This is a genomic window from Aestuarium zhoushanense, assembly GCF_056431045.1.
This window is the reverse complement of the sequence record NZ_JBWKMA010000001.1, coordinates 196,758-219,931: the sequence shown is the minus strand read 5'-3', so window position 1 is coordinate 219,931 and position 23,174 is coordinate 196,758. Positions and strand designations below refer to the sequence as shown.

The 23,174-nt window shown below is 54.9% G+C and carries 24 protein-coding genes; 8 read left to right on the top strand and 16 right to left on the bottom strand.

Annotated elements, in window-relative coordinates; genetic code table 11:
* Positions 1-16: 16 nt before the first annotated feature.
* Positions 17-586, top strand: a complete 570-nt coding sequence (locus AC07ED_RS01010) for a fasciclin domain-containing protein (protein WP_105236708.1) — start codon at positions 17-19, stop codon at positions 584-586.
* A 175-nt stretch (positions 587-761) separates the two neighbouring features.
* A complete protein-coding gene (locus AC07ED_RS01005) occupies positions 762-1,736 on the top strand; it encodes an alpha/beta fold hydrolase (protein WP_105236707.1) in 975 nt (324 codons plus the stop codon).
* A gap of 450 nt (positions 1,737-2,186) precedes the next feature.
* On the opposite strand, the gene AC07ED_RS01000 is transcribed toward AC07ED_RS01005, so the two are convergent.
* A complete protein-coding gene (locus AC07ED_RS01000; RefSeq protein ID WP_105236706.1) occupies positions 2,187-3,641 on the bottom strand; it encodes an NAD-dependent succinate-semialdehyde dehydrogenase in 1,455 nt (484 codons plus the stop codon).
* A 2-nt stretch (positions 3,642-3,643) separates the two neighbouring features.
* Entirely contained in the window at positions 3,644-4,921 is a 1,278-nt protein-coding gene (locus AC07ED_RS00995) for a 4-aminobutyrate--2-oxoglutarate transaminase (RefSeq protein WP_105236705.1), read from the bottom strand.
* Positions 4,922-5,065: 144 nt separating this feature from the next.
* Between AC07ED_RS00995 and AC07ED_RS00990 the strand changes: the two genes are divergently transcribed.
* On the top strand, positions 5,066-5,632 hold the full coding sequence (locus AC07ED_RS00990) for a cupin domain-containing protein (protein WP_167668789.1): 567 nt from the start codon (positions 5,066-5,068) through the stop codon (positions 5,630-5,632).
* 108 nt (positions 5,633-5,740) lie between these two features.
* Here the strand turns inward: AC07ED_RS00990 and AC07ED_RS00985 are convergent, their stop codons facing one another.
* From AC07ED_RS00985 to AC07ED_RS00950, 8 genes are all read right to left on the bottom strand, one after another.
* Positions 5,741-6,751 (bottom strand): ABC transporter permease, encoded by a 1,011-nt coding sequence (locus AC07ED_RS00985; protein ID WP_105236703.1) that lies wholly within the window; start codon positions 6,749-6,751, stop codon positions 5,741-5,743.
* On the bottom strand, positions 6,748-8,256 hold the full coding sequence (locus tag AC07ED_RS00980) for a sugar ABC transporter ATP-binding protein (RefSeq protein WP_105236702.1): 1,509 nt from the start codon (positions 8,254-8,256) through the stop codon (positions 6,748-6,750). The genes AC07ED_RS00985 and AC07ED_RS00980 overlap by 4 nt, the downstream gene beginning before the upstream one ends.
* A gap of 68 nt (positions 8,257-8,324) precedes the next feature.
* Positions 8,325-9,401, bottom strand: coding sequence for a TMAO reductase system periplasmic protein TorT (gene torT, locus AC07ED_RS00975; protein ID WP_105236701.1), 1,077 nt, complete (start codon positions 9,399-9,401; stop codon positions 8,325-8,327).
* A 71-nt stretch (positions 9,402-9,472) separates the two neighbouring features.
* Entirely contained in the window at positions 9,473-10,444 is a 972-nt protein-coding gene (locus AC07ED_RS00970) for a 5-oxoprolinase subunit C family protein (RefSeq protein WP_105236700.1), read from the bottom strand.
* Positions 10,434-11,309 (bottom strand): 5-oxoprolinase subunit B family protein, encoded by an 876-nt coding sequence (locus tag AC07ED_RS00965; protein ID WP_105236699.1) that lies wholly within the window; start codon positions 11,307-11,309, stop codon positions 10,434-10,436. Before AC07ED_RS00965 ends, AC07ED_RS00970 begins: the two co-directional genes overlap by 11 nt.
* Before the next feature lie 10 nt (positions 11,310-11,319).
* Positions 11,320-12,690 (bottom strand): acetyl-CoA carboxylase biotin carboxylase subunit, encoded by a 1,371-nt coding sequence (locus tag AC07ED_RS00960; protein ID WP_105236698.1) that lies wholly within the window; start codon positions 12,688-12,690, stop codon positions 11,320-11,322.
* 1 nt (position 12,691) lies between these two features.
* Complete coding sequence (locus AC07ED_RS00955) at positions 12,692-12,928, bottom strand: acetyl-CoA carboxylase (RefSeq protein ID WP_105236697.1); 237 nt, start codon at positions 12,926-12,928, stop codon at positions 12,692-12,694.
* Positions 12,929-12,953: 25 nt separating this feature from the next.
* Positions 12,954-13,730 (bottom strand): 5-oxoprolinase subunit PxpA, encoded by a 777-nt coding sequence (locus tag AC07ED_RS00950; protein WP_105236696.1) that lies wholly within the window; start codon positions 13,728-13,730, stop codon positions 12,954-12,956.
* Between the two features lie 226 nt (positions 13,731-13,956).
* Here AC07ED_RS00950 and AC07ED_RS00945 point away from each other — a divergent pair, with 226 nt between their 5' ends.
* On the top strand, positions 13,957-14,874 hold the full coding sequence (locus AC07ED_RS00945) for a LysR family transcriptional regulator (RefSeq protein WP_105236695.1): 918 nt from the start codon (positions 13,957-13,959) through the stop codon (positions 14,872-14,874).
* A gap of 7 nt (positions 14,875-14,881) precedes the next feature.
* Here AC07ED_RS00945 and AC07ED_RS00940 read toward each other — a convergent pair whose 3' ends face one another.
* Positions 14,882-15,007 (bottom strand): hypothetical protein, encoded by a 126-nt coding sequence (locus AC07ED_RS00940; RefSeq protein WP_478241673.1) that lies wholly within the window; start codon positions 15,005-15,007, stop codon positions 14,882-14,884.
* A 156-nt stretch (positions 15,008-15,163) separates the two neighbouring features.
* Here AC07ED_RS00940 and AC07ED_RS00935 point away from each other — a divergent pair, with 156 nt between their 5' ends.
* Complete coding sequence (locus AC07ED_RS00935) at positions 15,164-16,168, top strand: LacI family DNA-binding transcriptional regulator (protein WP_105236694.1); 1,005 nt, start codon at positions 15,164-15,166, stop codon at positions 16,166-16,168.
* On the opposite strand, the gene AC07ED_RS00930 is transcribed toward AC07ED_RS00935, so the two are convergent.
* The 3 genes from AC07ED_RS00930 to AC07ED_RS00920 are packed head-to-tail and all read right to left on the bottom strand — an operon-like array spanning position 16,165 to position 19,321.
* Positions 16,165-17,298, bottom strand: a complete 1,134-nt coding sequence (locus AC07ED_RS00930; RefSeq protein WP_105236693.1) for a Gfo/Idh/MocA family protein — start codon at positions 17,296-17,298, stop codon at positions 16,165-16,167. The two genes, AC07ED_RS00935 and AC07ED_RS00930, sit on opposite strands and share 4 nt — an antisense overlap.
* A gap of 11 nt (positions 17,299-17,309) precedes the next feature.
* A complete protein-coding gene (locus tag AC07ED_RS00925; protein WP_105236692.1) occupies positions 17,310-18,200 on the bottom strand; it encodes a TIM barrel protein in 891 nt (296 codons plus the stop codon).
* Positions 18,201-18,223: 23 nt separating this feature from the next.
* Positions 18,224-19,321 carry a Gfo/Idh/MocA family protein gene (locus AC07ED_RS00920; protein WP_105236691.1) on the bottom strand — a complete coding sequence of 366 codons (1,098 nt, stop codon included), beginning with the start codon at positions 19,319-19,321 and terminating at the stop codon, positions 18,224-18,226.
* Between the two features lie 124 nt (positions 19,322-19,445).
* Here AC07ED_RS00920 and iolC point away from each other — a divergent pair, with 124 nt between their 5' ends.
* From iolC to AC07ED_RS00905, 3 genes are read left to right on the top strand one after another with little or no spacing between them, the layout of a single operon-like run.
* Entirely contained in the window at positions 19,446-20,426 is a 981-nt protein-coding gene (gene iolC, locus AC07ED_RS00915) for a 5-dehydro-2-deoxygluconokinase (RefSeq protein ID WP_105236690.1), read from the top strand.
* Between the two features lie 10 nt (positions 20,427-20,436).
* Entirely contained in the window at positions 20,437-21,291 is an 855-nt protein-coding gene (locus tag AC07ED_RS00910) for a 5-deoxy-glucuronate isomerase (RefSeq protein ID WP_105236689.1), read from the top strand.
* Positions 21,288-22,118 (top strand): class II fructose-bisphosphate aldolase, encoded by an 831-nt coding sequence (locus AC07ED_RS00905; RefSeq protein ID WP_105236688.1) that lies wholly within the window; start codon positions 21,288-21,290, stop codon positions 22,116-22,118. Before AC07ED_RS00910 ends, AC07ED_RS00905 begins: the two co-directional genes overlap by 4 nt.
* Before the next feature lie 68 nt (positions 22,119-22,186).
* Here the strand turns inward: AC07ED_RS00905 and iolB are convergent, their stop codons facing one another.
* Together iolB and AC07ED_RS00895 are read right to left on the bottom strand one after the other, a co-directional pair.
* Complete coding sequence (gene iolB, locus AC07ED_RS00900; RefSeq protein WP_105236687.1) at positions 22,187-22,981, bottom strand: 5-deoxy-glucuronate isomerase; 795 nt, start codon at positions 22,979-22,981, stop codon at positions 22,187-22,189.
* Complete coding sequence (locus tag AC07ED_RS00895; RefSeq protein WP_245918219.1) at positions 22,974-23,171, bottom strand: DUF3318 domain-containing protein; 198 nt, start codon at positions 23,169-23,171, stop codon at positions 22,974-22,976. Before AC07ED_RS00895 ends, iolB begins: the two co-directional genes overlap by 8 nt.
* Positions 23,172-23,174 lie beyond the last annotated feature (3 nt).

The window sequence follows — 23,174 nt, the reverse complement described above, 5'->3', positions numbered from 1 at the left end:
CCTAGAGGAGAAACTTATGAAACTTGCATCCAAACTCGCTACAGCATTTGCAGCGCTGACTTTCGCCTCTGCGGCTTTCGCAGAAAGCCACGCAGAAACCGGTAACCCTATGGTTGGCGGAGCAGCAATGTTCCCGACCATGAACATCGTTGAAAACGCGGTTAACTCGGCCGATCACACAACATTGGTTGCGGCTGTTCAAGCGGCTGGCCTCGTTGAAACCCTCCAAGGTCCCGGACCATTCACTGTTTTTGCTCCTGTGAACTCCGCTTTTGAAGCGCTTCCTGCAGGAACCGTAGAGACGCTTCTTCGTCCCGAGAACAAAGATCTTTTGGTTAAGGTGCTGACTGCACACGTAGTAGCAGGAAACTGGTCTGCCGATGAAATCGCACGCCAAGCGCGCGCATCTTCTGACGGCTTCTATCATTTTAACGCGGTTTCGGGCGACGCCCTGTCAGCGCAGGTTAAAGGCAGCAAACTGTATATCTACGACGAAAGCGGAAACGCTAGCCTTGTAACCATCTCCGACGTCAATCAGTCGAATGGCGTGATTCACGTTGTTAACGCTGTGCTCGTACCCAAATAAGACCAGCGTTAAGGTCAGGCGGCGTAGACCCCCAGGCTAAGCCGCCTGACACTAAGACCTTTGCTCCGAAACTGTTTAACCCTCGGGCGTTGTTCTACGTGAATAGTCTTAAGGAAACGCGGGCAAACCTTGGGCCTGTACGATTTGAAATGTCCTCAAAAACAAGAAGTCACAGATGCCCCGACAGCGTCATAGGAGACTGACCCGCCGCGCCTTTGGTTTGGGTTTATTTTTGGTGCCCGCATGCACTGGAATTTCAGGCTGCGGTGATCATATCCTTGATATGGACCAACCGATAAATCGCGAACTACCTGAACGGCCATCACACTTTGCACTGGTCGATGGAGCTAGAATTTACGCCGACATCCGTGGGCAAGGCCCTGACGTTGTTCTAATTCATGGAGCAAGCGGCAATGGGCGAGATTTCACCTTTTCCTTTGCGGATAAGCTCGCAGAACGTGGGTTTAGGGTTGCGAGTTTCGACCGCCCAGGTTTGGGCTGGTCTGATCCGGTCGTCGGCGGAGAGAGTCCGATTGTTCAAGCGAACTACATTAGGCGAGCCGCGGATCAGCTTTCTGTTCGTAGTCCAATTGTGTTAGGCCATTCCTATGGTGGCGCTGTCGCTATGGCTTGGGCCCTCCAAGAGCATAAGAGCCTTAAGGGGCTCGTGTCTTTAGCGGGCGCGACGAATGTGTGGCCAGGTGATCTAGATGTTTGGTACCGGCTGACCGGCTCGTCATTTGGAAGACGTATTATAGCGCCAGTCGTTACAAAAATTGCTAGCGATCGAAGCATTGAAGCTGCCACGGCGTCTGTCTTTGCGCCAAATGATGTTCCAAAGGGCTACATTGATCACTTGGGTGTTGCCCTCACTTTGCGAGCGCCAAGCTTCGCGCTCAACGCCAGACAAGTGTCCGAGCTGAAACCATATCTAGGAAGAATGGAGGTTGAATATGGCAACATCTCAACTCCAACCTCTATCATTTTTGGCGATTTGGATACCACGGTACCAGCAAGCGTTCACGGAGTTAAACTCGATAGCCAACTTCCTAACTCGACACTTAGCATTCTGCCCGGCGTTGGCCACATGCCGCACCATGTCGAAGCGGACTTTGTGGTTTCAGAAATTGAGCGTTTGGCAAGGTTGTGATCAGTGATAGCGACGTCTGGAAATAGACGGCGTGACATTTCTCTAATTGAGAGCACACCACTTAAATGAAATACTTAACATAACTATGATTATGCATCTTATGCCAAGATCTATTGGTTGGTTGAAAGTAGAAATCGTTCGAGGAGGACCGTTTTACCGGTATCTGCCTGAAACATAATCGACGTCGCAGAGCCCGTGGCTCCCATAGACAGATCGGCTAGCCGATACTCGAGGCTCAAAACCTAACCAACAGGCTTGAATGCATCTCAGATGCCCTTGAAGTCGATTTGTCACTCTCTCAACACAACGCCGCACAAATGCTTGGACTTTCCAACGCCCGTGTAAGTCTTCGAGTGCTGGCTGATGAAAATTCAGAGCTGAATAGAATAAAGCGCAATTTCTTAAACTGCGCTTCACCTAGAGTTCACACCTTGAATTGGTAGAGCGATCTCACTGGATATCACCAAAACACATGTATTTGAGTTCGAGGTAATCATCGGCTCCATATTTGGAGCCTTCGCGTCCTTGACCCGATTGCTTGATGCCCCCAAATGGCGCGACTTCCGTCGAAATAAGACCGGTGTTGATGCCGACCATGCCCGTCTCCAGACGTTCGGCGACGCGCCAGACGCGGGAGGTGTCCTTGGCATAAAAGTAGCCGGCAAGGCCGAACTCCGTATCGTTCGCCAGCTCGACGGCTTCGTCTTCTGTTTCGAACTCGAATAGCGGCGCAATCGGTCCGAAGGTCTCCTCCTGCTGCACCCGCATGGCGCGGGTCACACCGGTGACGACGGTCGGCTCAAAGAAAGTCCCGCCGCGAGAATGCCGGTTGCCGCCTGTTGCAATTCTTGCGCCTTTGGCAATCGCATCTGCGAGGTGAGCTTCGACCTTCGACAGGGCGGCATCGTTGATCAATGGACCGATTGCGACCCCCTCTTCGAAACCATCCCCGACAGACAGCGCCGCCACACGCTTTGCAAGCTTCTCGGAGAACTCCTTGTAGACCCCCGATTGCACGTAAATCCGATTGGCGCAGACGCATGTCTGACCGGCGTTCCGGTATTTGGCGATCAAAGCGCCTTCAACAGCAGCGTCGACATCCGCGTCATCGAACACGATGAACGGTGCGTTGCCGCCAAGCTCCATCGAGACTTTCTTTACCGTTGCAGCGCCCTGCTCCATCAGGATTTTCCCGACGCGGGTCGAGCCAGTAAAGGTGATCTTGGCCACCTTCGTGTTGGCACAAAGCTCCTTGCCCACCGCAGACGCGTCACTGCTTGGAATTACGCTGAACACACCTTTGGGAATACCAGCGCGTTCGCCGAGTACAGCCATGGCTATAGCAGATAGAGGCGTCAGCTCAGCAGGACGCGCAACAAAGGTGCAGCCAACGGCGAGCGCGGGCGCCACCTTTCGGGCAATCATTGCATTCGGGAAGTTCCAAGGCGTGATCGAGCCGACGACACCTACTGGTTGCTTTAGGACGACAATACGCTTGTCGGGCTGATGGCCAGGGATCACATCGCCGTAGATACGTTTTGCCTCTTCGGCAAACCACTCGACATAGGACGCACCATACATGATCTCGCCATTGGCCTCAGTCAGAGGCTTGCCCATTTCGGCGGTGAGGATCGCAGCCAGATCGTCGATGTTCTCCACCATCAGATCATGCCATTTGCGCAAGATTGCGCCGCGTTCCTTGCCAGTCTTGGCCGCCCAGGCTGCCTTGGCATCATATGCACCGTCGATGGCGAGAGCGACGTCTTCGACGCCGAGGTCTGTCACATCCGCAATCTTCTCTCCGGTCGCGGGATTGAAAACCGGAAAGCTGTTGCCGTTCTCGATCCAATGCCCATTCACATAGGCGCGAGTCTCGAGAAGCGTAGGATCGTTCAGCTTTAGCATGATCAGTTCTCCCGTGCGGCAGCGATAGACGCTTCAAGAATGTCCAGCGCCTCGGCAAAGACCTCGTCCTGTATGGTGATCGGGGCGAGGAAGCGAATGACGTTGCCATAAACACCGCAGCTCAAAAGGATGAGATTGCGCTTGAGAGCTTCGGTGCGAACCTTCTGGGTGAATTCAGGGCTGGGAGCAGAACCATCGCTCGTGTTGAATTCTGCAGCCACCATGAAGCCTGGGCCGCGAATGTCGACGATTTCCGGAGTTGTGGCACGGATCGATTCAAGCCGCTGGCGCAGACGCGATCCCAACTCATTTGCGCGCGCGCAGAGGTCTTCTTCCTCGATTACATCAAGAACGGCGTGGGCTGCCGCAATCCCAAGCGGGTTGCCGCCATAGGTTCCACCAAGACCACCAGGGCCGGCGGCATCCATGATCTCGGCCTTGCCAGTAACGGCGGCAAGCGGCAAGCCACCTGCGAGACCTTTGGCCATCGTGGTCAGATCGGGTGCGACGCCATATCCATCCATGGCAAAGAGGTTGCCCGTCCGTGCAAAGCCAGTTTGGATCTCGTCTGCGATCATCACAATCCCATGCTCATCACAAAGCGCGCGGATCTCGCGCACAAGTTCGACAGGTGCAGGATAGAATCCGCCCTCCCCTTGCACCGGTTCAAAAATGATCGCCGCGACCCGTCCCGGATCAAGATCCGCCTTGAAGAGCTTATTCAGGGCATCCATGGAGTCTTCTGTGGAAACCCCATGCGCGTCGATCGGGAACGGCACGTGATAGACGTCGGGCATCATGGCCCCGAAACCTTGTTTGTATGGCGCAACTTTACCTGTGAGGCTCATGCCCATGAAGGTACGACCATGAAAGCCACCCCCGAAGGCGATGACCGCCGGACGGCCGGTATAAGCACGCGACACTTTGATTGCATTCTCGACAGCTTCAGCTCCGGTCGTCACGAAAATGGTCTTCTTCTCGAAATCGCCGGATACGCTTACGTTTAGGCGCTCAGCGAGCCGAACGTAGTTTTCGTAGGGCAGCACTTGATGACAGGTATGGGTGAAAGACCCCATCTGCCGTTCCACTGCTGCCATGACCTTTGGATGGCAGTGGCCGGTATTCACGACAGCAATGCCTGCGGCGAAATCGATGTAACGATTTCCCTCCACATCCCAAACTTCCGAGTTCTTTGCCCGATCGGCGTAAATTTGGGTTTGCATTCCGACGCCACGCGAGATGGCTTTGTCTTTGCGAGTGCTAATTTCTGCGTTCAACATTGATTTCTTCCTTTTCGAATCAGGGCGACTAGACCTGTTCTTTGCATCCTGTAGGCGTTCACGATGTTGTAAAAGATGGTTTCTTGCTATCTGTAACCTATTGATTTATATTGAACTAAATTTGAAATTTGGGCTATTGTGAACATGACAAACACATCGCATGAAGACCTCATTCTTGGCGCCCGATTGCGGGCTCTCAGAGAACGAGCCGGGTTGTCACAAAGGGCGCTTGCCAAGAAGACTGGTGTACCCAACTCAACGATCTCGCTTATGGAATCTGGCAAGACGAACCCATCAGTCGGAGCGTTGCGGCGGGTTCTGGATGGCATTCCTGTCAGCCTGTCCGAGTTTTTCGAATTCGAACCAGAGATGGAGAAGACGATCTTTTTTGCTGCCGAAGATCTTCCGGAGATCGGGAAGGGTCGGCTTTCCCTCAAACAGGTCGGAACCGATTTGCTGGGCCGTGCCATGATGATCCTGTACGAGACCTATGACATCGGAGCTGATACCGGACGGGTTATGTACGTCCACGAAGGCGAAGAAGGTGGGGTCGTTATTTCAGGTCGGGTTGAAATTACGGTCGATGATCAACGCAAGATTCTCGGCCCTGGAGATGCCTACTATTTTGACAGCAAAAAGCCTCATCGATTTCGTCAAGTCGGACCCATCCCTTGCGTTGTGGTGAGTGCTTGTACTCCCCCAACATTTTGACGTTCCATCTGTCGTTAATCATAAGCCCTGTGTGTTCGATATGTTCTCCTTTCATAACTGAAACCACAGCGGGGCCGGTTGTTACCAGCCCCGGTCCTTTTGTCATTGTCAGTGGCCGCTCAGGATCATGCGATAGCGCATCTGATCGAAGATCACGGCGAGGATCAGCAAGGCACCAAGTAGTACCATCTGCATGTAAGAACTGACCTGCGCGAGGTTCATGCCGTTCTGGACAAGCACGATGAAAAACGCGCCTAGGACAACATTCTCCACGCGACCGATGCCGCCTCTCAGAGACACACCTGCAATCACACAGGCAGCGATCGATTCCAGTGCAATGGTGCTACCGAGGTTGGCTTCGCCCGACTCGACGCGCGCTGTGAGCAGTAAACCGGTCAAGGACGCGATCAAGGCACAGATCACATAAGCCATCATCAAAGTGCGCTTTGTGTTGATTGCAGAAAGATGGGCCGCCTTGATGTTGCCGCCAACCGCATAGACTTGGGTGCCGAGGCGTGTCCGAGACAAGAAAAGCCACATAACGATGATGCAGATCGCCGCGATGATCACAGGAACGGGAACCCCAAATAGTCTGCCGAAACCAAACGTGTTTCCAAAGGCGAAGGGCAGTCCAGAAACTGGAACTCCACCCGTCAGAAAGAGCGCAAGGCCTGCGCCGACAGAGGAAACACCCAGTGTCATGATAAATGGTGAAACATCGAAGTACGCTACGCCAATACCGTTGATCAGGCCGATAGAGATCGCAGCCGCGAAGCCCATGAAGGCACCAAGGGTGATGGCGAGCCAAATCGCATCAGGGAAAACTCCGGCGAGCCAAACCATCCCGAGTGCTGATACCACCGACGTCAAGGCAATCGACGTTCCAACGGACAAATCGAAGCCACCCGAAATGAGAACCAACATTTGCCCCATCGACACCAGTACGAGATACACGGACTGTCGAGCGACGTTGACAAGGTTCTGCATGCTCAAGAACTTGTCGGAAAGCGTGGTGAAGATGATCAGTGCACCAACGAGGAAAAATGGCAAGACGCCAACTTTGATGAACACTTTGCGAATGGGATCGAAGGCCCCGGTTTCTGTGGCGTCTGTAGTCATAGTTTTGCTCCGGTTTCGTCGAAGAAGAATTTGAGAACTTGCTCTTCCGTCATGTCGTCACCGCTCAGCTCTGCCGAGATGTGACCATGCGCCAGAACAATCATTCGATGGGAGAGGTTCATGACCTCTGGAAGGTCGGAGGAGATAACGACAACGGCTTTGCCACTTTCCGCCAATTCCTTGATCAAAAGGTACAGTGCTGCACGGGTGCCCATGTCGACCCCGACAGTGGGCTCATCAAAGATGATGATGTCGGCATTTTGACCAAAGCATTTGCCAAACAGCACCTTTTGTTGGTTACCCCCTGACAGCTGTGACACCGGCTTGTTGCGATAGCCCGCGTGCAACTGCACATGATCCGAAATTGTCGCGGCCTCAGCATTGACTTCAGACCACTTGACCAGCTGACCGTCGCCCCCAACCTTGTCTCCCATGACAAGATTGACTGCAAGATTGTCATGGGAAGATTTAGCAAGGTGGAGCCCTTCCCCCTTCCGGTCCGGCGAAAGGTAATAGATCCCGTCCTTTATGATATCGCGGGTCGGCGAATGACTGATGTCCTTGCCGCGCATTTTCACTGTGCCTCGCACGCGGGTGTTTAAGCCCATGACAGTGCGGAACAAACGCGACTTGCCAGATCCCACCAGACCGGCAACGCCCAAAACTTCCCCCGCCCGCACCTCAAAAGAGGCATCATGAATGCCAGCTGTTCTGAGGCCCTCGACAGTGAGCAGGACGTCGCCGGACCCCTTCACGATCTTAGGATAAATTTCGTCGATCGCGCGCCCCGTCATCATCTCGACCAGTGCATCTTCGTCGGTGTCCGCCATATCGACGGTACCGATTTTGCCGCCGTCGCGCAGCACAGTGACCCGGTTTGCAATGCGCGAAAATTCTTGGATGCGGTGCGATATATAGACGATGCCGACGCCCTTGGCTTTGAGCTCGTTCACGAAATCGAAGAGGTGATCAACCTCCTTGTCCGTAAGAGATGCAGTAGGCTCATCGAGAATGAGCACCTTGAGATTGCCGTGAAAAGCCTTGGTAATCTCTACCATCTGTTGTTTTGCTCGCGACAGGTGCGAGGTGGTCTCATTCGGATCTATATCAAAGCCCAATTCGAGAAGCATTTCATGCGCGCGTTTGCGCATGGTGCGATGATCGATGAAGGGACCTCTCATGGGCTCCCAGCCTAAGAAGATATTCTGAGCCACAGTCAGGGTCGGGATCAGTGAGAATTCCTGAAAGACTGTGTAGATGCCCTTCTCTTGGGCATCGGCAACACTATTGAACTTCATTTCTTGGCCATCGAGGACGATACTTCCGTGTGACGGAGTGTTCGCGCCCGCGAGCATTGAAATCAGCGTCGATTTCCCAGCACCATTCTCACCAAAGAGAACGTGTACTTCGCCAGAATGAAGGTCAAAATCGACGGCATTTAGGGCAAGCACGCCTGGGTATTGTTTTGTAAGCGCTCTGGTTTCGATGAGTGGTTGTGCAGACATGTTAGTCTCCAAAAACTGCGGGCCGAAGGGGCAGGCCTAGGCCGGCCCGCAGTCCAAAAGGGAGGAGGTTAGTTGGACACAGAGAAGACGGGCGAGAACCCTTCCGGCGGAAGGATATTGGTGCGCTCGACATCTCCAATGTTTTCTGGGTCGACTACGAAGATCTCCGGACCAACGTGTTTGATATAGTCTTTGCCTTCGAGGATACGGACAGCCTGATCGATTGCTATGCGGCCTTGGATCACCATGCTGTCAGCAGGCGCTGCAAGGATGAAACCGCGTTCGATGCCTGTGTAGACGCCTGGGGTCATGTAGAAGGCGAGCAGATCGACGTTACCTTGCAAACCGCGCTCACGGATGAGACCCTGGGCAGCTTCGGCGGTTACGGCTGTGCCCGCGAGGTAGCGAACATCCGGGTTAGCTTGTAGAACGTCCTCGACGAGCTTCAGCTGAGTTTCCTTACCGGTATCGCCGAAGCGCGGTTCAAGAACCTCGACGGCAGACCCTTCGACGGCTTCCATGAAACCAGCGTGCGCTGCTTCAACCCAGCCGGCGCCCGCCGGACCAGGGAACCATCCGACTTGCACCGGATCACTTCCTGCGGGGTGACGTTCGGCAAGGTATGAGCCCGTTTCATAGCCCATCGTGCGGAACGAGACCAAGGATTTGGCCGAAATGGCATCAGATGACACGCCGTTGATGACATCGATGACTGGGATCCCCTGCCCCGCGACTTCCGCAATAACGTTGTTCAATCCATCGAAAGAAATCGCGCCAACTACGACCGCATCCGCACCCCCCGCAACGCAGTCTTCGATCTGGCTGATCTGGCGCGCCAACTCTGTGTAACCGCCTGCTTCAACGACATTCAGGTTCACACCAAGACGCTCGGCTTCTGCGGTCACGCCATAGTCAACACCGAGCCAGTAAGCGTCTTTCATGTGGGGGAACGAAACACAGATGTTCCAGGCTTGTTCAGCTGCTTCAAGGGCTTCGTAAGTTACTGCACTGACTTCACCGTCGGCGGAAAATGCTGGAGTGACTTCTTGCGCAGAATAGGGAAACCAGGCGTCTTCGGCGAATGCCGCAGCTGGAACTGCAGCACTCAAAGCCAGTGCCGTGGCCGTCTTTAGGACGAGTTTCATTGTTCTGATCTCCTTGTCAGTTAAAATAGTCTGATGCGAAAAATCGCGATTTTTGGTTATATTTCTGGCTCTTAACCGAGCTCTTCTCTTATTCTTGCAAGCAATCTCTTACGTTCTTTGCGGGCCTCGAGGGCAGCAGCCATGTCTACTTTCTCGAACTTGACTGAAGTGTGAGGTTGAAGCTGTCCGATCAGGTCCATGTCAGCCGAAATGACAGCGCCAAGGGTGAAGTAGCCACCACCCGACACCGCGTCGCGATGCAGAACAATTGGCTCGGTTCCGCCCGGCACCTGAATGGAGCCGTACGAATAGCAACCGTCCACGATGTTCGATGGATCCGCACCCGCGCCAAACGGTTGTTCGCGCTCAACAAACTCGAGCGGGCGCCCACCCTTGAATCGATAGCCCATACGGTCTGCTTCAGGCGCGACTTTCCATTCATCTTCAAAGAACCCGGCGCCGGCTTCTTCCGTCAGGCGATGCCAGTACAGCCCGGGAAGTACGCGCAGACTGGCCGGCGTTCCTGGCTTACGGCGAAGATATTCCGACACGGTGCGACCGGCGCCGGGCCCTTGCGCTCCGCCCGTTGGCAACTCATCCCCAGCTTGAATTGCGCGCCCTTCCACGCCACCCAGTGCTCCAATTGGATATGTGGACCGGCTGCCCAGAGCCTCAGGCGTTGTAATCCCACCGCTGACAGCGATGTAAATGCGTGCACCAGACTGAAGGAAATCGAAGCTCAACGTCTGACCCGCTTTGACCACAAAGGAGGTCCAAGCCTCTTGGTATTCCCCATCGACCTTAATCGGAAGCTGCGCGCCGGTTACTGCTACAGTAGCGGTTTTCATGAACTCAATCTCCGGCCCCATAAAGACTGCTTCGAGACAGGCTGCACCTTCATCATTGCCGACGAGCATGTTTGCAGCACGTAGTGCATAGCGGTCCATGGCCCCGCCAAGAGGGATGCCGAGATGGAAATAGCCTATGCGGCCAAGATCTTGAATGGAGGTCGCAAGGCCTGGGTTTTTGATCTTAAGCGTCATTGAGGGCCTCCAACATCTTTGCATTGGTGCCGCGCATGTCGGCGTTGAATTCATCAAGATCAAACTCGACCTCTGCGATCCGCGGCACGTAGGTGCCATCTTCAACTGCCGCAACGATGGCGTCATACTCGGTTCGGTCGATCGGCTTCCACTTCACGATGTCGCCGGGTTTGAAGAACACCATAAAGTCCTTCAAATGCGCGACCTTCTGTTCCGGATCGTAGATGGGCATCGGGGTGACACCGAACATTTGATAGCCGCCGGCACCGCGCACGGAATAGATGCATGAGAAGCATCCACCGTAGCCCACGGTCAGTTTCGGGGTGTCGGTCCGCGGGCTAAGGTACTTTGGAACCTGAAGCTGCTTGTCGCGTTCGACCAACTGATAGAGAAACGGTAAGCCAGCAACAAAGCCTACCATCGACACGAACCATGGCTGCGAGTGATGTGCCTCGATAAAGTCGTCTACCGAGTCATACCCGTTGATTTTCGCAGCATAGTCGAGATCGGTGCCATTCGGATCCTGATGGCGCTCGCGGAACCGCATCAGCGTCTCGTGTGTCCAGGGATCCTTGTAGAAAACTGGGATCTCGATAATCCGCGTTGTCAGGCGTTTCTCGGCAGTTTCTGCCTTGTGCTCGAGCTCCTTGACCTTCGCCATGATGTCATCGGGAGAAATGACATCCGGATCGAAGCGGACTTGGAACGACGCATTTGCAGGGCAAATCTCAGTGACGCCCTCAATCTTGGCGTCGCGCACTGCATTGCTCATGGACAGAGACTTGAAGAACGCGTCGAGGGACATTTCGTCATCCATCTCCACATAGACGTGCTCGTCGCCTCCAAATGTGTATCGGGTTTTCATTCTGGCTTCCTCACGTGTTCTCGGGTTTCAGGTTCCCGGCTTCCAGCCATGGCTCAAGCCATTGGGTATGGAACTCGCCGGCGGCGACGCTAGCGTCCTTTGCCAGAGCTTTGTGGAGTGGAGCGGTGGTTTTTAGGCCATTGATCTCGAGCCCTTCCAGAGCAGTTGCCATCTTCGAAATGGCGTCGGCGCGATCCTTGCCGTGAACGATCAACTTCCCGATCAACGAGTCATAGAAAGGCGGGATCTGGTAACCTTCGTACATGAAGTGATCACAGCGAATGCCTTCTCCTTTCGGGATTTTCAGGCTCTCGACCTTTCCCGGCCACGGCAAGAATTGCATGAACGGGTCTTCGGCATTGAGACGTACCTCGATCGCGTGCCCTGATTTTTTGACCTGATCTTGGCTGACGCTAAGAGGTTCGCCACCACAAACACGGATCATTTCCTTAACAAGGTCAAATCCAGTGATCATTTCGGTAACAGGATGTTCAACCTGAATGCGGGTGTTCATCTCGATGAAGAAGAACTCGCCTGTTGCCTCTTCGTAAAGGTACTCGAGCGTGCCAGCACCGCGATAGTTCACTGACTCCGCAAGTGCGACGGCGGCCATGCAGAGGTTTTCACGCGTCTCATCATCAAGGCAATCTGCGCCTGCCTCTTCCCAGACTTTTTGGCGGCGCCGCTGGAGAGAGCATTCGCGTTCGTAGAAATGGACAGCCTTCTTGCCATCGCCAACAATCTGAACCTCGATATGACGCGGCGATTTTATTGAGTGCTCGAGATAGAGCCCGCCATCCCCAAACGCTGCGGCTGCCTCCTGTTGCGCTTGCGGTGCCAGCGTCCGCAGCTCGTCTTCGTTTTCCGCAATCCGGATGCCCTTGCCACCGCCACCTGCGGCGGCCTTGACCATCACAGGATAGCCCACTTTCGCGGCGACCTCGACGGCTTCATCGACAGATTCAATTCGTCCCTTGGAGCCGGGCACAACAGGAACGCCAGCGGCTTCGGCGGCCTGACGTGCCGCCACTTTGTCGCCCATGCGTTCTATCGTGTCTGCGGATGGTCCAATGAACTTGATGCCAGCTTTTTCGACGGTGCGCGCAAACGCTGGGCTTTCAGAAAGGAAGCCGTAGCCGGGATGAACCGCGTCAGCTTCCATATCGATGGCAGCCGACACCACACGTGTGATGTTGAGATAGGAGTCGGTCGCCTTTGCAGGCCCGATACAGACTGCCTCGTCTGCGAGTTTAACGGCGAGCATATCTGCGTCACCTTCTGAATAGGCTTGGATCGTCGTGATCCCAAGCTCTCTGGCGGCGCGAATGATGCGAACAGCGATCTCGCCGCGGTTTGCGATGAATAGGCGCTCGATGCTCATGTCAGACCGCCACTTCGGCAAGAGCCTGTCCTGGCATCACCGGTAGACCGTCTTCGGCCATATATGCGGAGAAGGTACCGGTAAACTCGGCTTTGACCTCGATGAAGGTCTTCATAACCTCGATGAGGCCGATGATGTCGCCAATGGCGACAGGGTCGCCTGGAGTTTTGTAGAGTGCCGCGTCTGGCGAAGGCTTCATGTAGAATGTGCCGGGCAGCGGCGAAAGTACGTGTGCCATATTGTCTATCCTCTCTCGATGTCTCTCAGAGTCCCAGCACTGTTGCGGCTGGTGCGATTGTGATCCCGGCATTTGTTAGGCCTGAGCGGATGGCTTTACCCATGTCCAGCGCGCCCGGTGTGTCGGAGTGAAAACAGATGGACTCGAACTCGATCGGAATGTCTTCGCCATCCACAGTTCTCACAACGCCTTCCCTGCAGGCGCGCACGCATTTTTCAGCGATCTCTTCCGGATTGGGGCGCGCTACTTGGCGGGCAAATACGATCGACCCAGATTTGTCGTAGTCGCGATCAGCATAGAACTCCCGAACGACCGGATGCCCAACCCGTTTTGCCACTTCATATGTTTTGGAGATACCCATGCAGAAAAGGATTGCCGTGCCGCAAGTCTTGCCCAGCGTATCGACGATCATCTCTGACAGTTCTTCATTCACCGCTGCTTCCATGTACAGCGCTCCATGCGGCTTAACATGTTGCAGAGAGATGCCGTAGCGACGGCCGAATTCGCGGATTGCACCGACCTGATAAACAATGTCGTTTACCAGTTCTTCCGAGCTGGTTTTTATGTATCGACGACCAAAACCTTGAAGATCATTGTAGCCTGGATGTGCACCCAAACCTACACCATAGGTCTGAGCGAGCTTTACCACGCGGTCCATCGAATTTGGGTCACCTGCATGAAATCCGGCCGCGATATTTGCCGAGCTGATGAGGGCCATAATCTCTTCATCAGGAGCTTCGCTCAATTTCCATTGACCAAACCCCTCGCCCATATCGCAATTGAGGTCGACCATCTCTTTCATGCTTCACTTCCCTGTCTAAACTTTAGAATAGGTTCACAAAAAGTGTTCACGATTGGAATTTCTTTATTCTGAAGTAACGGTATCAAAATTTTCGATACTGCGTCTGCGAAGAAGTTTATCTAGAATACCACTTTTTAAGTGCATATTTCTTCTGCAGTTGCAAAGTGAGCAAAAGGTATCGAAATTTTCGATAGATAAGCTTGGTATATTGTGTTAACCGAATGTCATGAATCTCCGTCATCTCAAATATTTCGTAGCAACAGCAGAGTCGGGTCAGGTGAGTCGGGCCGCGAACGCCCTTTCGATCTCACAATCGTCCGTTACGGGCGCGATCAAGGAACTTGAGGCCATTTTGGATGCGGAACTCTTCGTCCGATCCTCGCAAGGCATGGAACTGACAGATGCCGGGCGGGAATTTCTCGCCGCCTCGCGCGAAATCCTCGACAAAGTTGACGACGCAAAGCGCCTGACGAAGCGCCGCTCTGACGTAAGTGGTACGATCACATTGGCGGCGACTTACACGGTCCTTGGCTATTTTCTGCCCTTTCACATTGATCGGCTAGCGCGCCTTCATCCCGGCCTCGACATTCAGATCAGCGAGCTAAACCGTGAAAGTATCGAAGACGGCCTTCTGGCCAATCGTTTCGATCTCGCCGTGTTGCTTACCTCAAACCTCAGCAATCCTGATCTTGAGTCAGAGACACTTCTTAAGTCCTCTCGGAGGCTTTGGGTGCCAGCCGGCCACCGTTTTCTCGAGCGCGGCAAAGCGAGCTTCAAAGAAATCGCAGACGAAGACTACATTATGCTGACCGTCGACGAAGCTGCGCATACGGCTATGAAATACTGGAGCAAAACCAGTTATCGGCCCAAAACAAAACTCAGGACGTCGTCAGTTGAGGCCTGCCGGTCAATGGTCGCGAATGGACAAGGTGTGGCCATCTTGTCTGACATGGTCTATCGCCCTTGGTCCCTAGAAGGCAAACGCCTTGAGACCGTGTCCACTGATGTGGAGATTCCAACGATGGACGTCGGGATAACGTGGCGGCGCGGCGTCGATTTCACGCCGGCCATGAACCTCCTTGTGGACTATTTTAAGGCAAGTTTTGTCTCACCACATATGGCGCAGTTCAGCGGACGCAAGTGATCCGTCTTTACCACTGAAGTTGGATAAAGCACCGAGCCTCTCTTCCGCGAGTCGCGACGTATTCACCGCCAAAATCCCGCGCGGCTTTTCCAATGTCAGTGTCGAGGGTCAGGTTCACTTTTACTCGTCCCATTGAGCCACCGAGATTAGAGACATTAAACCTGAAAAGCATGATTGGTTGAGGTGAACATTAGGCCTGCAATCGATTGCAAAATTTTACTTTTTTGCTGAGCATCGTGCGCGACTTGTGTAGGTTGGCTGCAAGAGAAATCACGTAGGATTAGACCGCATGACACCGACGCTCAAGGATGTTGCCTTACGGGCTGGCGTTTCGACCTCTGCGGTGTCGCGGACCTTTACGGATGGGGCGTCCGTTTCTGACAAAATGCGTAAAAAGGTTGAAAAGGCGGCGGCAGAGTTGGGTTACAGTCCGAACTTTATCGCGCGGAGCCTGACCACCCGTCGAACCAAATTGATCGGCCTTGTCTCTGACAACTTCTACAACCCTGTTTTTCTGGAAGTGTTCGACCGTTTTACCCGTGCCCTGCAGGACTGCGGCCTCCGCCCGTTGCTCGTCAACTTGAGCAATGAAACAGACCCTGAAAATTCAGTGCGGATGTTACAACAGTATTCGGTTGATGGTGTTATGGTCGTGTCGTCCACTCTGCCCCCCGAATTTTCCAAGGCATTTCGGGATAAGAACATCCCTGTCGTCAACACCTTTGGACGGCACGCAACAAGCCCTGATGTTCACGTCGTAGGGATCGATAACGTCGCCGCAGGACGGATGGCGGCACGTGAGTTGGTGTCCCGAGGATACAAATCCATCGCGTTTTTGGGCGGACCGAAGCGGGCAACCTCAACCTTGGATCGTCTCGAAGGCTTTCGTGCGGAGATGGCGCAGCATCCAGACATCGCGTTTACATACAGCTTTGCATCGGCATATTCGTTTCAGGCTGGACGCGCTGAAATCTTGCGACTGGCCGAAAACGGTCTAGCCGAGGCCTATTTCGGCGGTGACGACGTTTTGTCAGTCGGCATCCTGAGTGGTCTTCAGGATCTTGGCAAAGGTGTGCCACAGGATGTCGGGCTGATCGGATTCAATAACATGGAGATGGCGGGCTGGGAAAACATCGCCCTGACCACCATCCACCAACCAATCGCGCAGATCATTGCGTCTTCGGTCGAACTGATGGTGGCCATGCTCGAAAACCCAGATCGCTACCCAGAGGCACGATTGTTCCCATGTCATGTGGTCGAGCGCAAAACGTTGCGCCCGATCCAGAGCCGTTAACGGAACATTGGCGGGCGAGCATCCATCCATGCGCCGCCCTGTTTTGCCGAAGCAACCGCGGTGTGAACAGCCGCCATTGACCGCACACCATCCGCCGCGTTTGGCAAACCATCACGTGTCTCACCACAGATCGCATCGGCGAGATCGCAGTAGATGTTCGCCACGGCCAAGGGAAACCCCTCTGGGTGAGCAATCGCCACACGGGACAGACGCTGTGCGTCCTCGTGCAGACCCCCTTCGCCCTTTTCAATGATCTGGGTGCGTCCACCTACAGGAGTGTAAATCAACTGGTTTGGTTGCTCCGACGCCCACCGCAAACCGCCTGTTTCGCCAAAGACTTGGATATCAAACCCGTGCTGCCGCCCAATCGCCACCGACGATGTCCAAAGTCGTCCGACTGTGCCCCCTGCCATACGGAAATTGACCATCGCATCGTCTTCGAGCACGCGGCTCGGGATTGTAGATGCAAAGTCCGCCGATAGTTTCTCGACCGTATCATCCGCAATGAACGTCGCCATATGGAGCGCGTGGATACCGCAGTCCGCAAACTGCCCCGACACGCCCGCCATTGCAGGATCATACCGCCACCGCACACGCGGGTTGTCGGCATCGGTCGCATCGCCATGGTGCCCGTGGCTAAAGTTCGTGACGACTAGACGCACCTTCCCGATCTCGCCAGCACGGACCATCGCACGAGCCTGACGCACCATCGGATAGGCTGAATAGCAGTAGTTCACCGCACAGATTTTGCCCGTCTTTTCTGCGATCCGAACAATCTCTTCGCCTTCCTCAACGGTCATGGTCATCGGCTTTTCACACAGCACGTTGAACCCAGCCTCAAGGAACGCCTTGGTGATTTCAAAGTGGGTGGCGTTTGGGGTGGCTACGGTCACGAGGTCAACGCGATCGTCGCGCCCCTTTTCTCCTGCTAGCATCTCTTTCCAATCGCCATAGGCACGATCCGCGGCGATCCCGAGACGCTGCGCATATTCGCGCCCCACATCAGGACGATGATCCAGTGCACCCGCGACAAATTCGAAACGCCCATCCGCCTGAGCCCCCAAACGGTGTGCGGGTCCAATTTGGCTGCCTTCACCGCCGCCGATCATGCCCCATTTTAGCTTTGCCATGTTCGATCTCCTCAAAAACTGATGGATTGAAGATATTGACGATTTGCGCGGGCGTCCTCTAGCGGCGTGCCCGGCATGGATGGGTCGCAGTCCTGTTCGACCGTGCACCACCCCTCAAACCCAGCGTCGAGGAGGACCTGCCGAACAGCAGCAAAATCCACATCGCCTTGCCCGAGGTTACAGAAGATACCTTGGCCGCAAGCTTTGTAGAAATCGGTGCGATTGGCGACAACGTCTGCCTTTACGACAGGGTTGATGTCTTTGAAGTGCATGTAGGAAATGCGGTCGATGTGCCGTTTCATAAAGGCAACTGGATCAAAGCCCGCATAGGAATGATGGCCCGTGTCAAAGCAGATTTTCAACACGCTTTCATCGACCTCATCCAAGAGCCTTTCCAGCTCTGGCTCGAAGTCGATAAAGCCCGCGGCATGGGCGTGAATACTGGTGGTTAGGCCGTATTCTTCGGTGCCCATTTTCGCGATGGTCGCGATACGATCCCGAAACGCGCGCCATTCGTCTGCGTCCATCTGCTCGGCCTCATTCGCACGGCCAGCGGTGGCTGCGCGGCGTGGCGAAATGCTATCGATCAAAACGAGATGCTCTGCCCCATGCGCGACCAGCGCTTTGCAGGTACGAACACTTGCGTCCATCACCTCGTCCCATTTTGCGGGATCATGGAAGGGACGGAACACAACGCCGCCGACGATCTCTAGGTCACGTTCTGCCAAGGCTGGCGCGAGGACAGCAGGGTCTTCGGGCATGTAGCCAATCGGGCCGAGCTCGATCCCCTTATACCCTGCCCCTGCGCACTGATCCAAAACCGACTGCCATGTCGGATAGGACGGGTCGCTAGCGAATTCGATGCCCCATGAACACGGGGCGTTTGCGATTTTGATGGTCATTTACTGGCGCCTTTCAAACGCAATCAGACAGACGATACTTCAACCCAAGCCTTGCTGCGCGACGACACCATCGACGCCTCAATCACTTGGTTCACCTCCATGCCGTCCTCAAAGGTCGGCCAGACGGGAGAGCGGGTTTCAATCGCCCGCAAGAAATCACGGGCTTCGATGATGATTTGGTCCTGATAGCCCGTGCCATGCCCCGGTCCCTGACAGAAGGGCAGGTAATCGGGGTGCGCGGGCCCCGTCAGAATTTTGCGGAAGCCCCGCGTCGCCTCGGGTTCATCCATGGAATAAAGCCAGATCGCGTTCTGATCCTCTTGATCAAAGCGGATGCCCCCTTTGGTTCCTGTAATCTCGTAGGCGTAGCCCATTTTGCGACCATGTGCGATGCGGCTGAAATACATCTGGCCCATTGCGCCATTGGCAAAGCGGCACATCAGCTGTCCATGATCATCATTGGTTACGATCCCACCGGGGCGGTTGGTGTGGACCGTTTCGACCTCTGCAATCACCGATTTGATCGGCCCAATAAGTGCTAAGGCCCCATTGATCATATGAGGCGCAAGATCCCCCATCGTGCCGTTCGCATCGCCTTGGGTCCGCCAATTGGCAGGCGCATTTGGATCGGCCAAGAAGTCCTCTGTGTGTTCGCCGCGAAACCAAACAACATCGCCAATCGCACCTTCGGCGATAAGCTGGCGGGCGAATTGACTGGCAGGCGTCCGAATGTAGTTAAAACCGACCATGCTCACCTGGCCTTGGGCCGCAGCCACCATCGCGCGACTATCGTCGAGCGAGGCGCCGAGCGGTTTCTCGCAGAACACAGGCTTATTGAGTGCAAAGGCCGCCTCTGCAATAGCGCGGTGTGTGGCCTGCGGGGATGCGATAACGATGGCCTCGACCTTGGGGTCATTGACCAATTCACGCCAATCATCCGTGCCACGTGCAAAACCATAGGCGACGCGGTAGTTCTCGGCCGAGGCCTTGGAACTAGCACAGACCATTTCCAAACGCGGACGAAGGGTCGTATTGAACACCGCACCGACGGCTGACATAGCAACGGCGTGGGCCTTCCCCATGTATCCACCGCCGATGATACCGATCCCGATTTCCGCCATAAAACCCCTCCCGCAAAATCAGTTTGCAACCGCTTGCAATATTCGTATCCTTCCGTTCAAAGTCATGCAAGCGTCAAACGCGCATCGCGGTCGGCGGGATCACAAATCGAGGGTTAGCTGAGAGATGGATATTTTCGACGCTGTAAAGCGTAACAGCTATGTCGTCTTAGGCCGTGTCGGCATGGACCTCTTTGCTGATACAGGCATCGCAATTGAAGACGCGACGACGTTTAACGCTGACATGGGCGGATCCTCCGCCAACATCGCCGCTGGGATAGTAAAACTGGGTGGTCAGGCCTCGCTCGTCACCCGCGTCTCTGACGATGCCGTTGGTAGGTTCTGTGTTGGGAAACTCAAACACTACGGGGTCGGCTGCGAATATGTGATCCCCCAAGGCGGGGAAGCTCGCAATTCGCTGGCCGTCTATGAAACACGCGTCGAAGGGCACCAATCGGTGATCTACCGCAATGGGGCTGCGGATTTTGAAATGACAGTCACTGACGTTGAGGCGGTCGACTACAGCAAATTTGGGGCTTTGATCGCCGCAGGCACTGTTTTTGCCGCAGAACCATCACGCTCGGCTGCATTTCGCGCGTTTGAGTTGGCGCGCGCGGCAGGCCTGCCGATCATCTTTGACGTGGATTACCGCCCCTATAGTTGGCCCAATGCGCAGGTCGCCGAAGATGTCCTATCCCGCGCAGGTTCAATGTCCGATGTGATCATCGGCAATGACGATGAATTCGGCTTTATGGCGGGCAGCAAGGAAGACGGCCTCGCCAAAGCGCGGCAACTCGCTGAGACCTCTGCGCAGATCGTCGTTTACAAAATGGGCGAACATGGCGCGGTGACCTTCCACAACGGGACCGAACTGCGTACAGGCATTTACGCTGTCGAAGCCGTCAAACCGACCGGTGCAGGCGACAGTTTCATGGCTGGTTTTTTGACGTCTATCGCAGACGGTCATGACCTGCACACAGCGCTTCTGCGTGGATCAGCCTGCGCTGCAATCGTTGTCGGCAAGCCGGGGTGCGCCCCCGCTATGCCCTACCCCGATGAACTCGACACGTTTTTGGCCAATCACCCCGGCCCCACTCAGGTGGCCTAAGGAGAGATCAATGCATATCCCCCCACATGACAACCAAAACAAACCGATCGTGGATGTCGATGATCCAACGGTTCCGCTAAACTACTTCAACATCGTTAAACTCAAAGCAGGCGAAGCATTTACCTATCAGGTGCCGAATTACGAAACCTGCATCGCACCTGCGACAGGCACCGTCGATGTCGAGGTCGAGGGTGTTCATTTTGCCGACCTTGGCAATCGTGGCGTCGATGTGTGGGATGGGGAACCAGAGGGCGCCTATGCCCCGTCAGGCGCTAAGGTAACTTTGGTCGCAAAACGTGACACGGAAACCTTTATCGCGGGCGCCAGATACGACAAAGTTCTCGACCCGTTTGATGTGCGTGTCGCAGACATCGACAAAGTCCAATACGGGTCGGACGACACAAAGACCCACCGCAAGATCAAACACATCCTTGGCCAGAAACAACATGATAAAGTTGGTCGGCTTTTGGTGTCCGAACTCTTTACCGTTGGTCAGGGGGGCTGGTCCGGCTTCCCGTCGCACAAACACGACACGGACCGTTGGGACGACAACGGAACCCTTATCGAGACACGTCATGATGAGACCTATAACTTCCGCTTTCGTCCGAACCATGGCGGCGGGGTGCAAATCCTCCAACGTGAAGAAGGCAAGGTCGGCGATGCCTATCAACTGATGGACCGCTCCACCATTTGTATCGACAAGGGTTACCACCCCTGCGCTGTGCTGCCTGGGTATGAGATGTATTATTTCACCATTCTCGGCGGCCTCAGCCAGCGCAGTCTCGTGCAGTTTTTCCAGCCAACGCATGCCTATCAGGTCGAAACGATCCCCGGCATCAAAGACATGGTGGCCAAATTCAAATGACCATCGCGACGCTCGCCGAGGTTTTGCAAGCCGCGCTAAAGCAAGGCTATGCCGTGGCTGGCTTAGTCACCTTAGGTTGGGAGGATATGTGCGCCTATGTTGAGGCCGCCGAGGCCGAGGGTTGCCCTGTGATATTGCAAGCAGGTCCGACCTGCCGCGCGCACACACCGCTGCCGATCCTAGGCCAGATGTTTCGCCATCTTGCAGAGCAGGCAACGGTGCCTGTGGTCGCACACCTCGACCACGGATATTCGTTCGACGACTGTCGGATGGCAATTGATGCAGGCTTTACCTCGGTCATGTTCGACGGATCGCGCAAACCCCTGCGTCAGAACATTGATGAAACCGCAGCCATTGTGGAACTCGCGCACCGTGCGGGCGTGTCTTGTGAGGGTGAAATCGGGTTTGTCGGTTATGCCAACGGCGAACAATCGGCCGGAACAGACCCAAGCGAAGCGGCAGAATTTGCTCGGCAAACAGGCGTTGACGCAATGGCCGTTTCGGTTGGAAACGTGCACCTGCAACAAACCGAGGGTGCGAGTTTGGACCTCAACCGTATCCGCTCGATTGAAGCGGTCACAAACGTCCCACTCGTCATACACGGCGGATCAGGTGTTCCATCGGCGCAACGGCGCGAATTGGCTCTCGGGTCGAATATCTGCAAATTCAACATCGGGACAGAGTTGCGGATGATCTTCGGCGCGGCACTTCGCCAGACTTTGTCAGATCATCCTGACCAGTTCGATAGGCTCGAAATTCTCAAAGCGACGATGAACCCAATGACCGAAGCTACGAGGACCATTTTGCGAGAGTTAATGCCGAGCTAGGTTGACCCCCGCCAATCACGACAAAAGCTGACAGCCTCAACTTCAGCTAAGTCGTCACCGCTGCGATCTTAAAAGAGATGCTCGACCGCGGGATCAGGCACAAAGCGCCAGTTGCGGCGCGGACCTGCCATGACGTTCAGATAATACATCTCGAACCCATAAGGCGCACCGCAGGGGTGATGCCCACGCGGGACCAAAACCACATCTCCATCAGACACAGCCAAGGTTTCATCCAAGGTGCCATCCTCGGTGTAGACGCGCTGGATGCCGAACCCTTGGGCAGGGTTGAGACGGTGGTAATAGGTTTCTTCTAGATAGGTGATCCGCGGGAAGTCATCTTCGTCGTGACGGTGGCTTGGATAGGATGACCAATGGCCCGCAGGGGTAAAGACTTCGGTGACCAAGAGGCTGTCACAGTAGTCCTCATTCTCCATCGCGATGTTGTTGATAAAGCGCGTGTTGGTGCCCGTCCCACGCTGGGTCAGCGTGATCCCGTCCGGCCCAATACGGCGCGCCTCATGGCCACTTTTGCCAGGCGCCAAACAAACCGCAATCACACAGTCGGTCGTCGCGGTCGCCTCCCAGCTGTTGTCGTTCGGCACATAGAGGCAATGCGGCGGCGTCTTTTCAAAGACGTTCATCCGCTCGCCCAATTCCCCCCAAGACTGCCCTGCGGCCTCAAAGGTTGCCTTGCCTTCGACCATCACCAGAATGGCCTCGTTGTCGCCCAAAGCCTCGCCCACGGTTTCGCCAGCACGCAGACGGAAGAGCGAGAACCCAACATAGCGCCATCCTGCCGACTGCGGCGTGATTTGATGCACCTTGCCATGTGTTCCAAACGGTTTGCACAAAAGATCAGGCATCGTCGGAGTCCTTTTCAGGGTCAGTCGGGTTAAACACGATAAAGAAAGAATAGGCAGCGTAAGCCCCTAAGCCCCCGAACATGACGGCCCAACCGGGCGATCCTGTCCAAAGCTCGACCACCGTCCAAAATACGCAGATCGCGACCAAAAGGACGCGCAGCCACAAAGGACGGAAGAAGGGGTCATTCATTTT

Coding starts and splice junctions, on each gene's coding strand:
- AC07ED_RS00940 (WP_478241673.1), bottom strand. CDS start 15,007: ATGGGACGAGTAAAAGTGAACCTGACCCTCGACACTGACATTGGAAAA.
- AC07ED_RS00965 (WP_105236699.1), bottom strand. CDS start 11,309: ATGAAAACCCGATACACATTTGGAGGCGACGAGCACGTCTATGTGGAG.
- AC07ED_RS00995 (WP_105236705.1), bottom strand. CDS start 4,921: ATGTTGAACGCAGAAATTAGCACTCGCAAAGACAAAGCCATCTCGCGT.
- AC07ED_RS00990 (WP_167668789.1), top strand. CDS start 5,066: ATGACAAACACATCGCATGAAGACCTCATTCTTGGCGCCCGATTGCGG.
- AC07ED_RS00935 (WP_105236694.1), top strand. CDS start 15,164: ATGACACCGACGCTCAAGGATGTTGCCTTACGGGCTGGCGTTTCGACC.
- AC07ED_RS01000 (WP_105236706.1), bottom strand. CDS start 3,641: ATGCTAAAGCTGAACGATCCTACGCTTCTCGAGACTCGCGCCTATGTG.
- AC07ED_RS00955 (WP_105236697.1), bottom strand. CDS start 12,928: ATGGCACACGTACTTTCGCCGCTGCCCGGCACATTCTACATGAAGCCT.
- AC07ED_RS00925 (WP_105236692.1), bottom strand. CDS start 18,200: ATGACCATCAAAATCGCAAACGCCCCGTGTTCATGGGGCATCGAATTC.
- AC07ED_RS00985 (WP_105236703.1), bottom strand. CDS start 6,751: ATGACTACAGACGCCACAGAAACCGGGGCCTTCGATCCCATTCGCAAA.
- AC07ED_RS00945 (WP_105236695.1), top strand. CDS start 13,957: ATGAATCTCCGTCATCTCAAATATTTCGTAGCAACAGCAGAGTCGGGT.
- AC07ED_RS00980 (WP_105236702.1), bottom strand. CDS start 8,256: ATGTCTGCACAACCACTCATCGAAACCAGAGCGCTTACAAAACAATAC.
- AC07ED_RS00920 (WP_105236691.1), bottom strand. CDS start 19,321: ATGGCGGAAATCGGGATCGGTATCATCGGCGGTGGATACATGGGGAAG.
- AC07ED_RS00950 (WP_105236696.1), bottom strand. CDS start 13,730: ATGAAAGAGATGGTCGACCTCAATTGCGATATGGGCGAGGGGTTTGGT.
- AC07ED_RS00905 (WP_105236688.1), top strand. CDS start 21,288: ATGACCATCGCGACGCTCGCCGAGGTTTTGCAAGCCGCGCTAAAGCAA.
- AC07ED_RS00930 (WP_105236693.1), bottom strand. CDS start 17,298: ATGGCAAAGCTAAAATGGGGCATGATCGGCGGCGGTGAAGGCAGCCAA.
- iolC (WP_105236690.1), top strand. CDS start 19,446: ATGGATATTTTCGACGCTGTAAAGCGTAACAGCTATGTCGTCTTAGGC.
- AC07ED_RS01005 (WP_105236707.1), top strand. CDS start 762: ATGCCCCGACAGCGTCATAGGAGACTGACCCGCCGCGCCTTTGGTTTG.
- AC07ED_RS00910 (WP_105236689.1), top strand. CDS start 20,437: ATGCATATCCCCCCACATGACAACCAAAACAAACCGATCGTGGATGTC.
- torT (WP_105236701.1), bottom strand. CDS start 9,401: ATGAAACTCGTCCTAAAGACGGCCACGGCACTGGCTTTGAGTGCTGCA.
- AC07ED_RS00895 (WP_245918219.1), bottom strand. CDS start 23,171: ATGAATGACCCCTTCTTCCGTCCTTTGTGGCTGCGCGTCCTTTTGGTC.
- AC07ED_RS01010 (WP_105236708.1), top strand. CDS start 17: ATGAAACTTGCATCCAAACTCGCTACAGCATTTGCAGCGCTGACTTTC.
- AC07ED_RS00970 (WP_105236700.1), bottom strand. CDS start 10,444: ATGACGCTTAAGATCAAAAACCCAGGCCTTGCGACCTCCATTCAAGAT.
- iolB (WP_105236687.1), bottom strand. CDS start 22,981: ATGCCTGATCTTTTGTGCAAACCGTTTGGAACACATGGCAAGGTGCAT.
- AC07ED_RS00960 (WP_105236698.1), bottom strand. CDS start 12,690: ATGAGCATCGAGCGCCTATTCATCGCAAACCGCGGCGAGATCGCTGTT.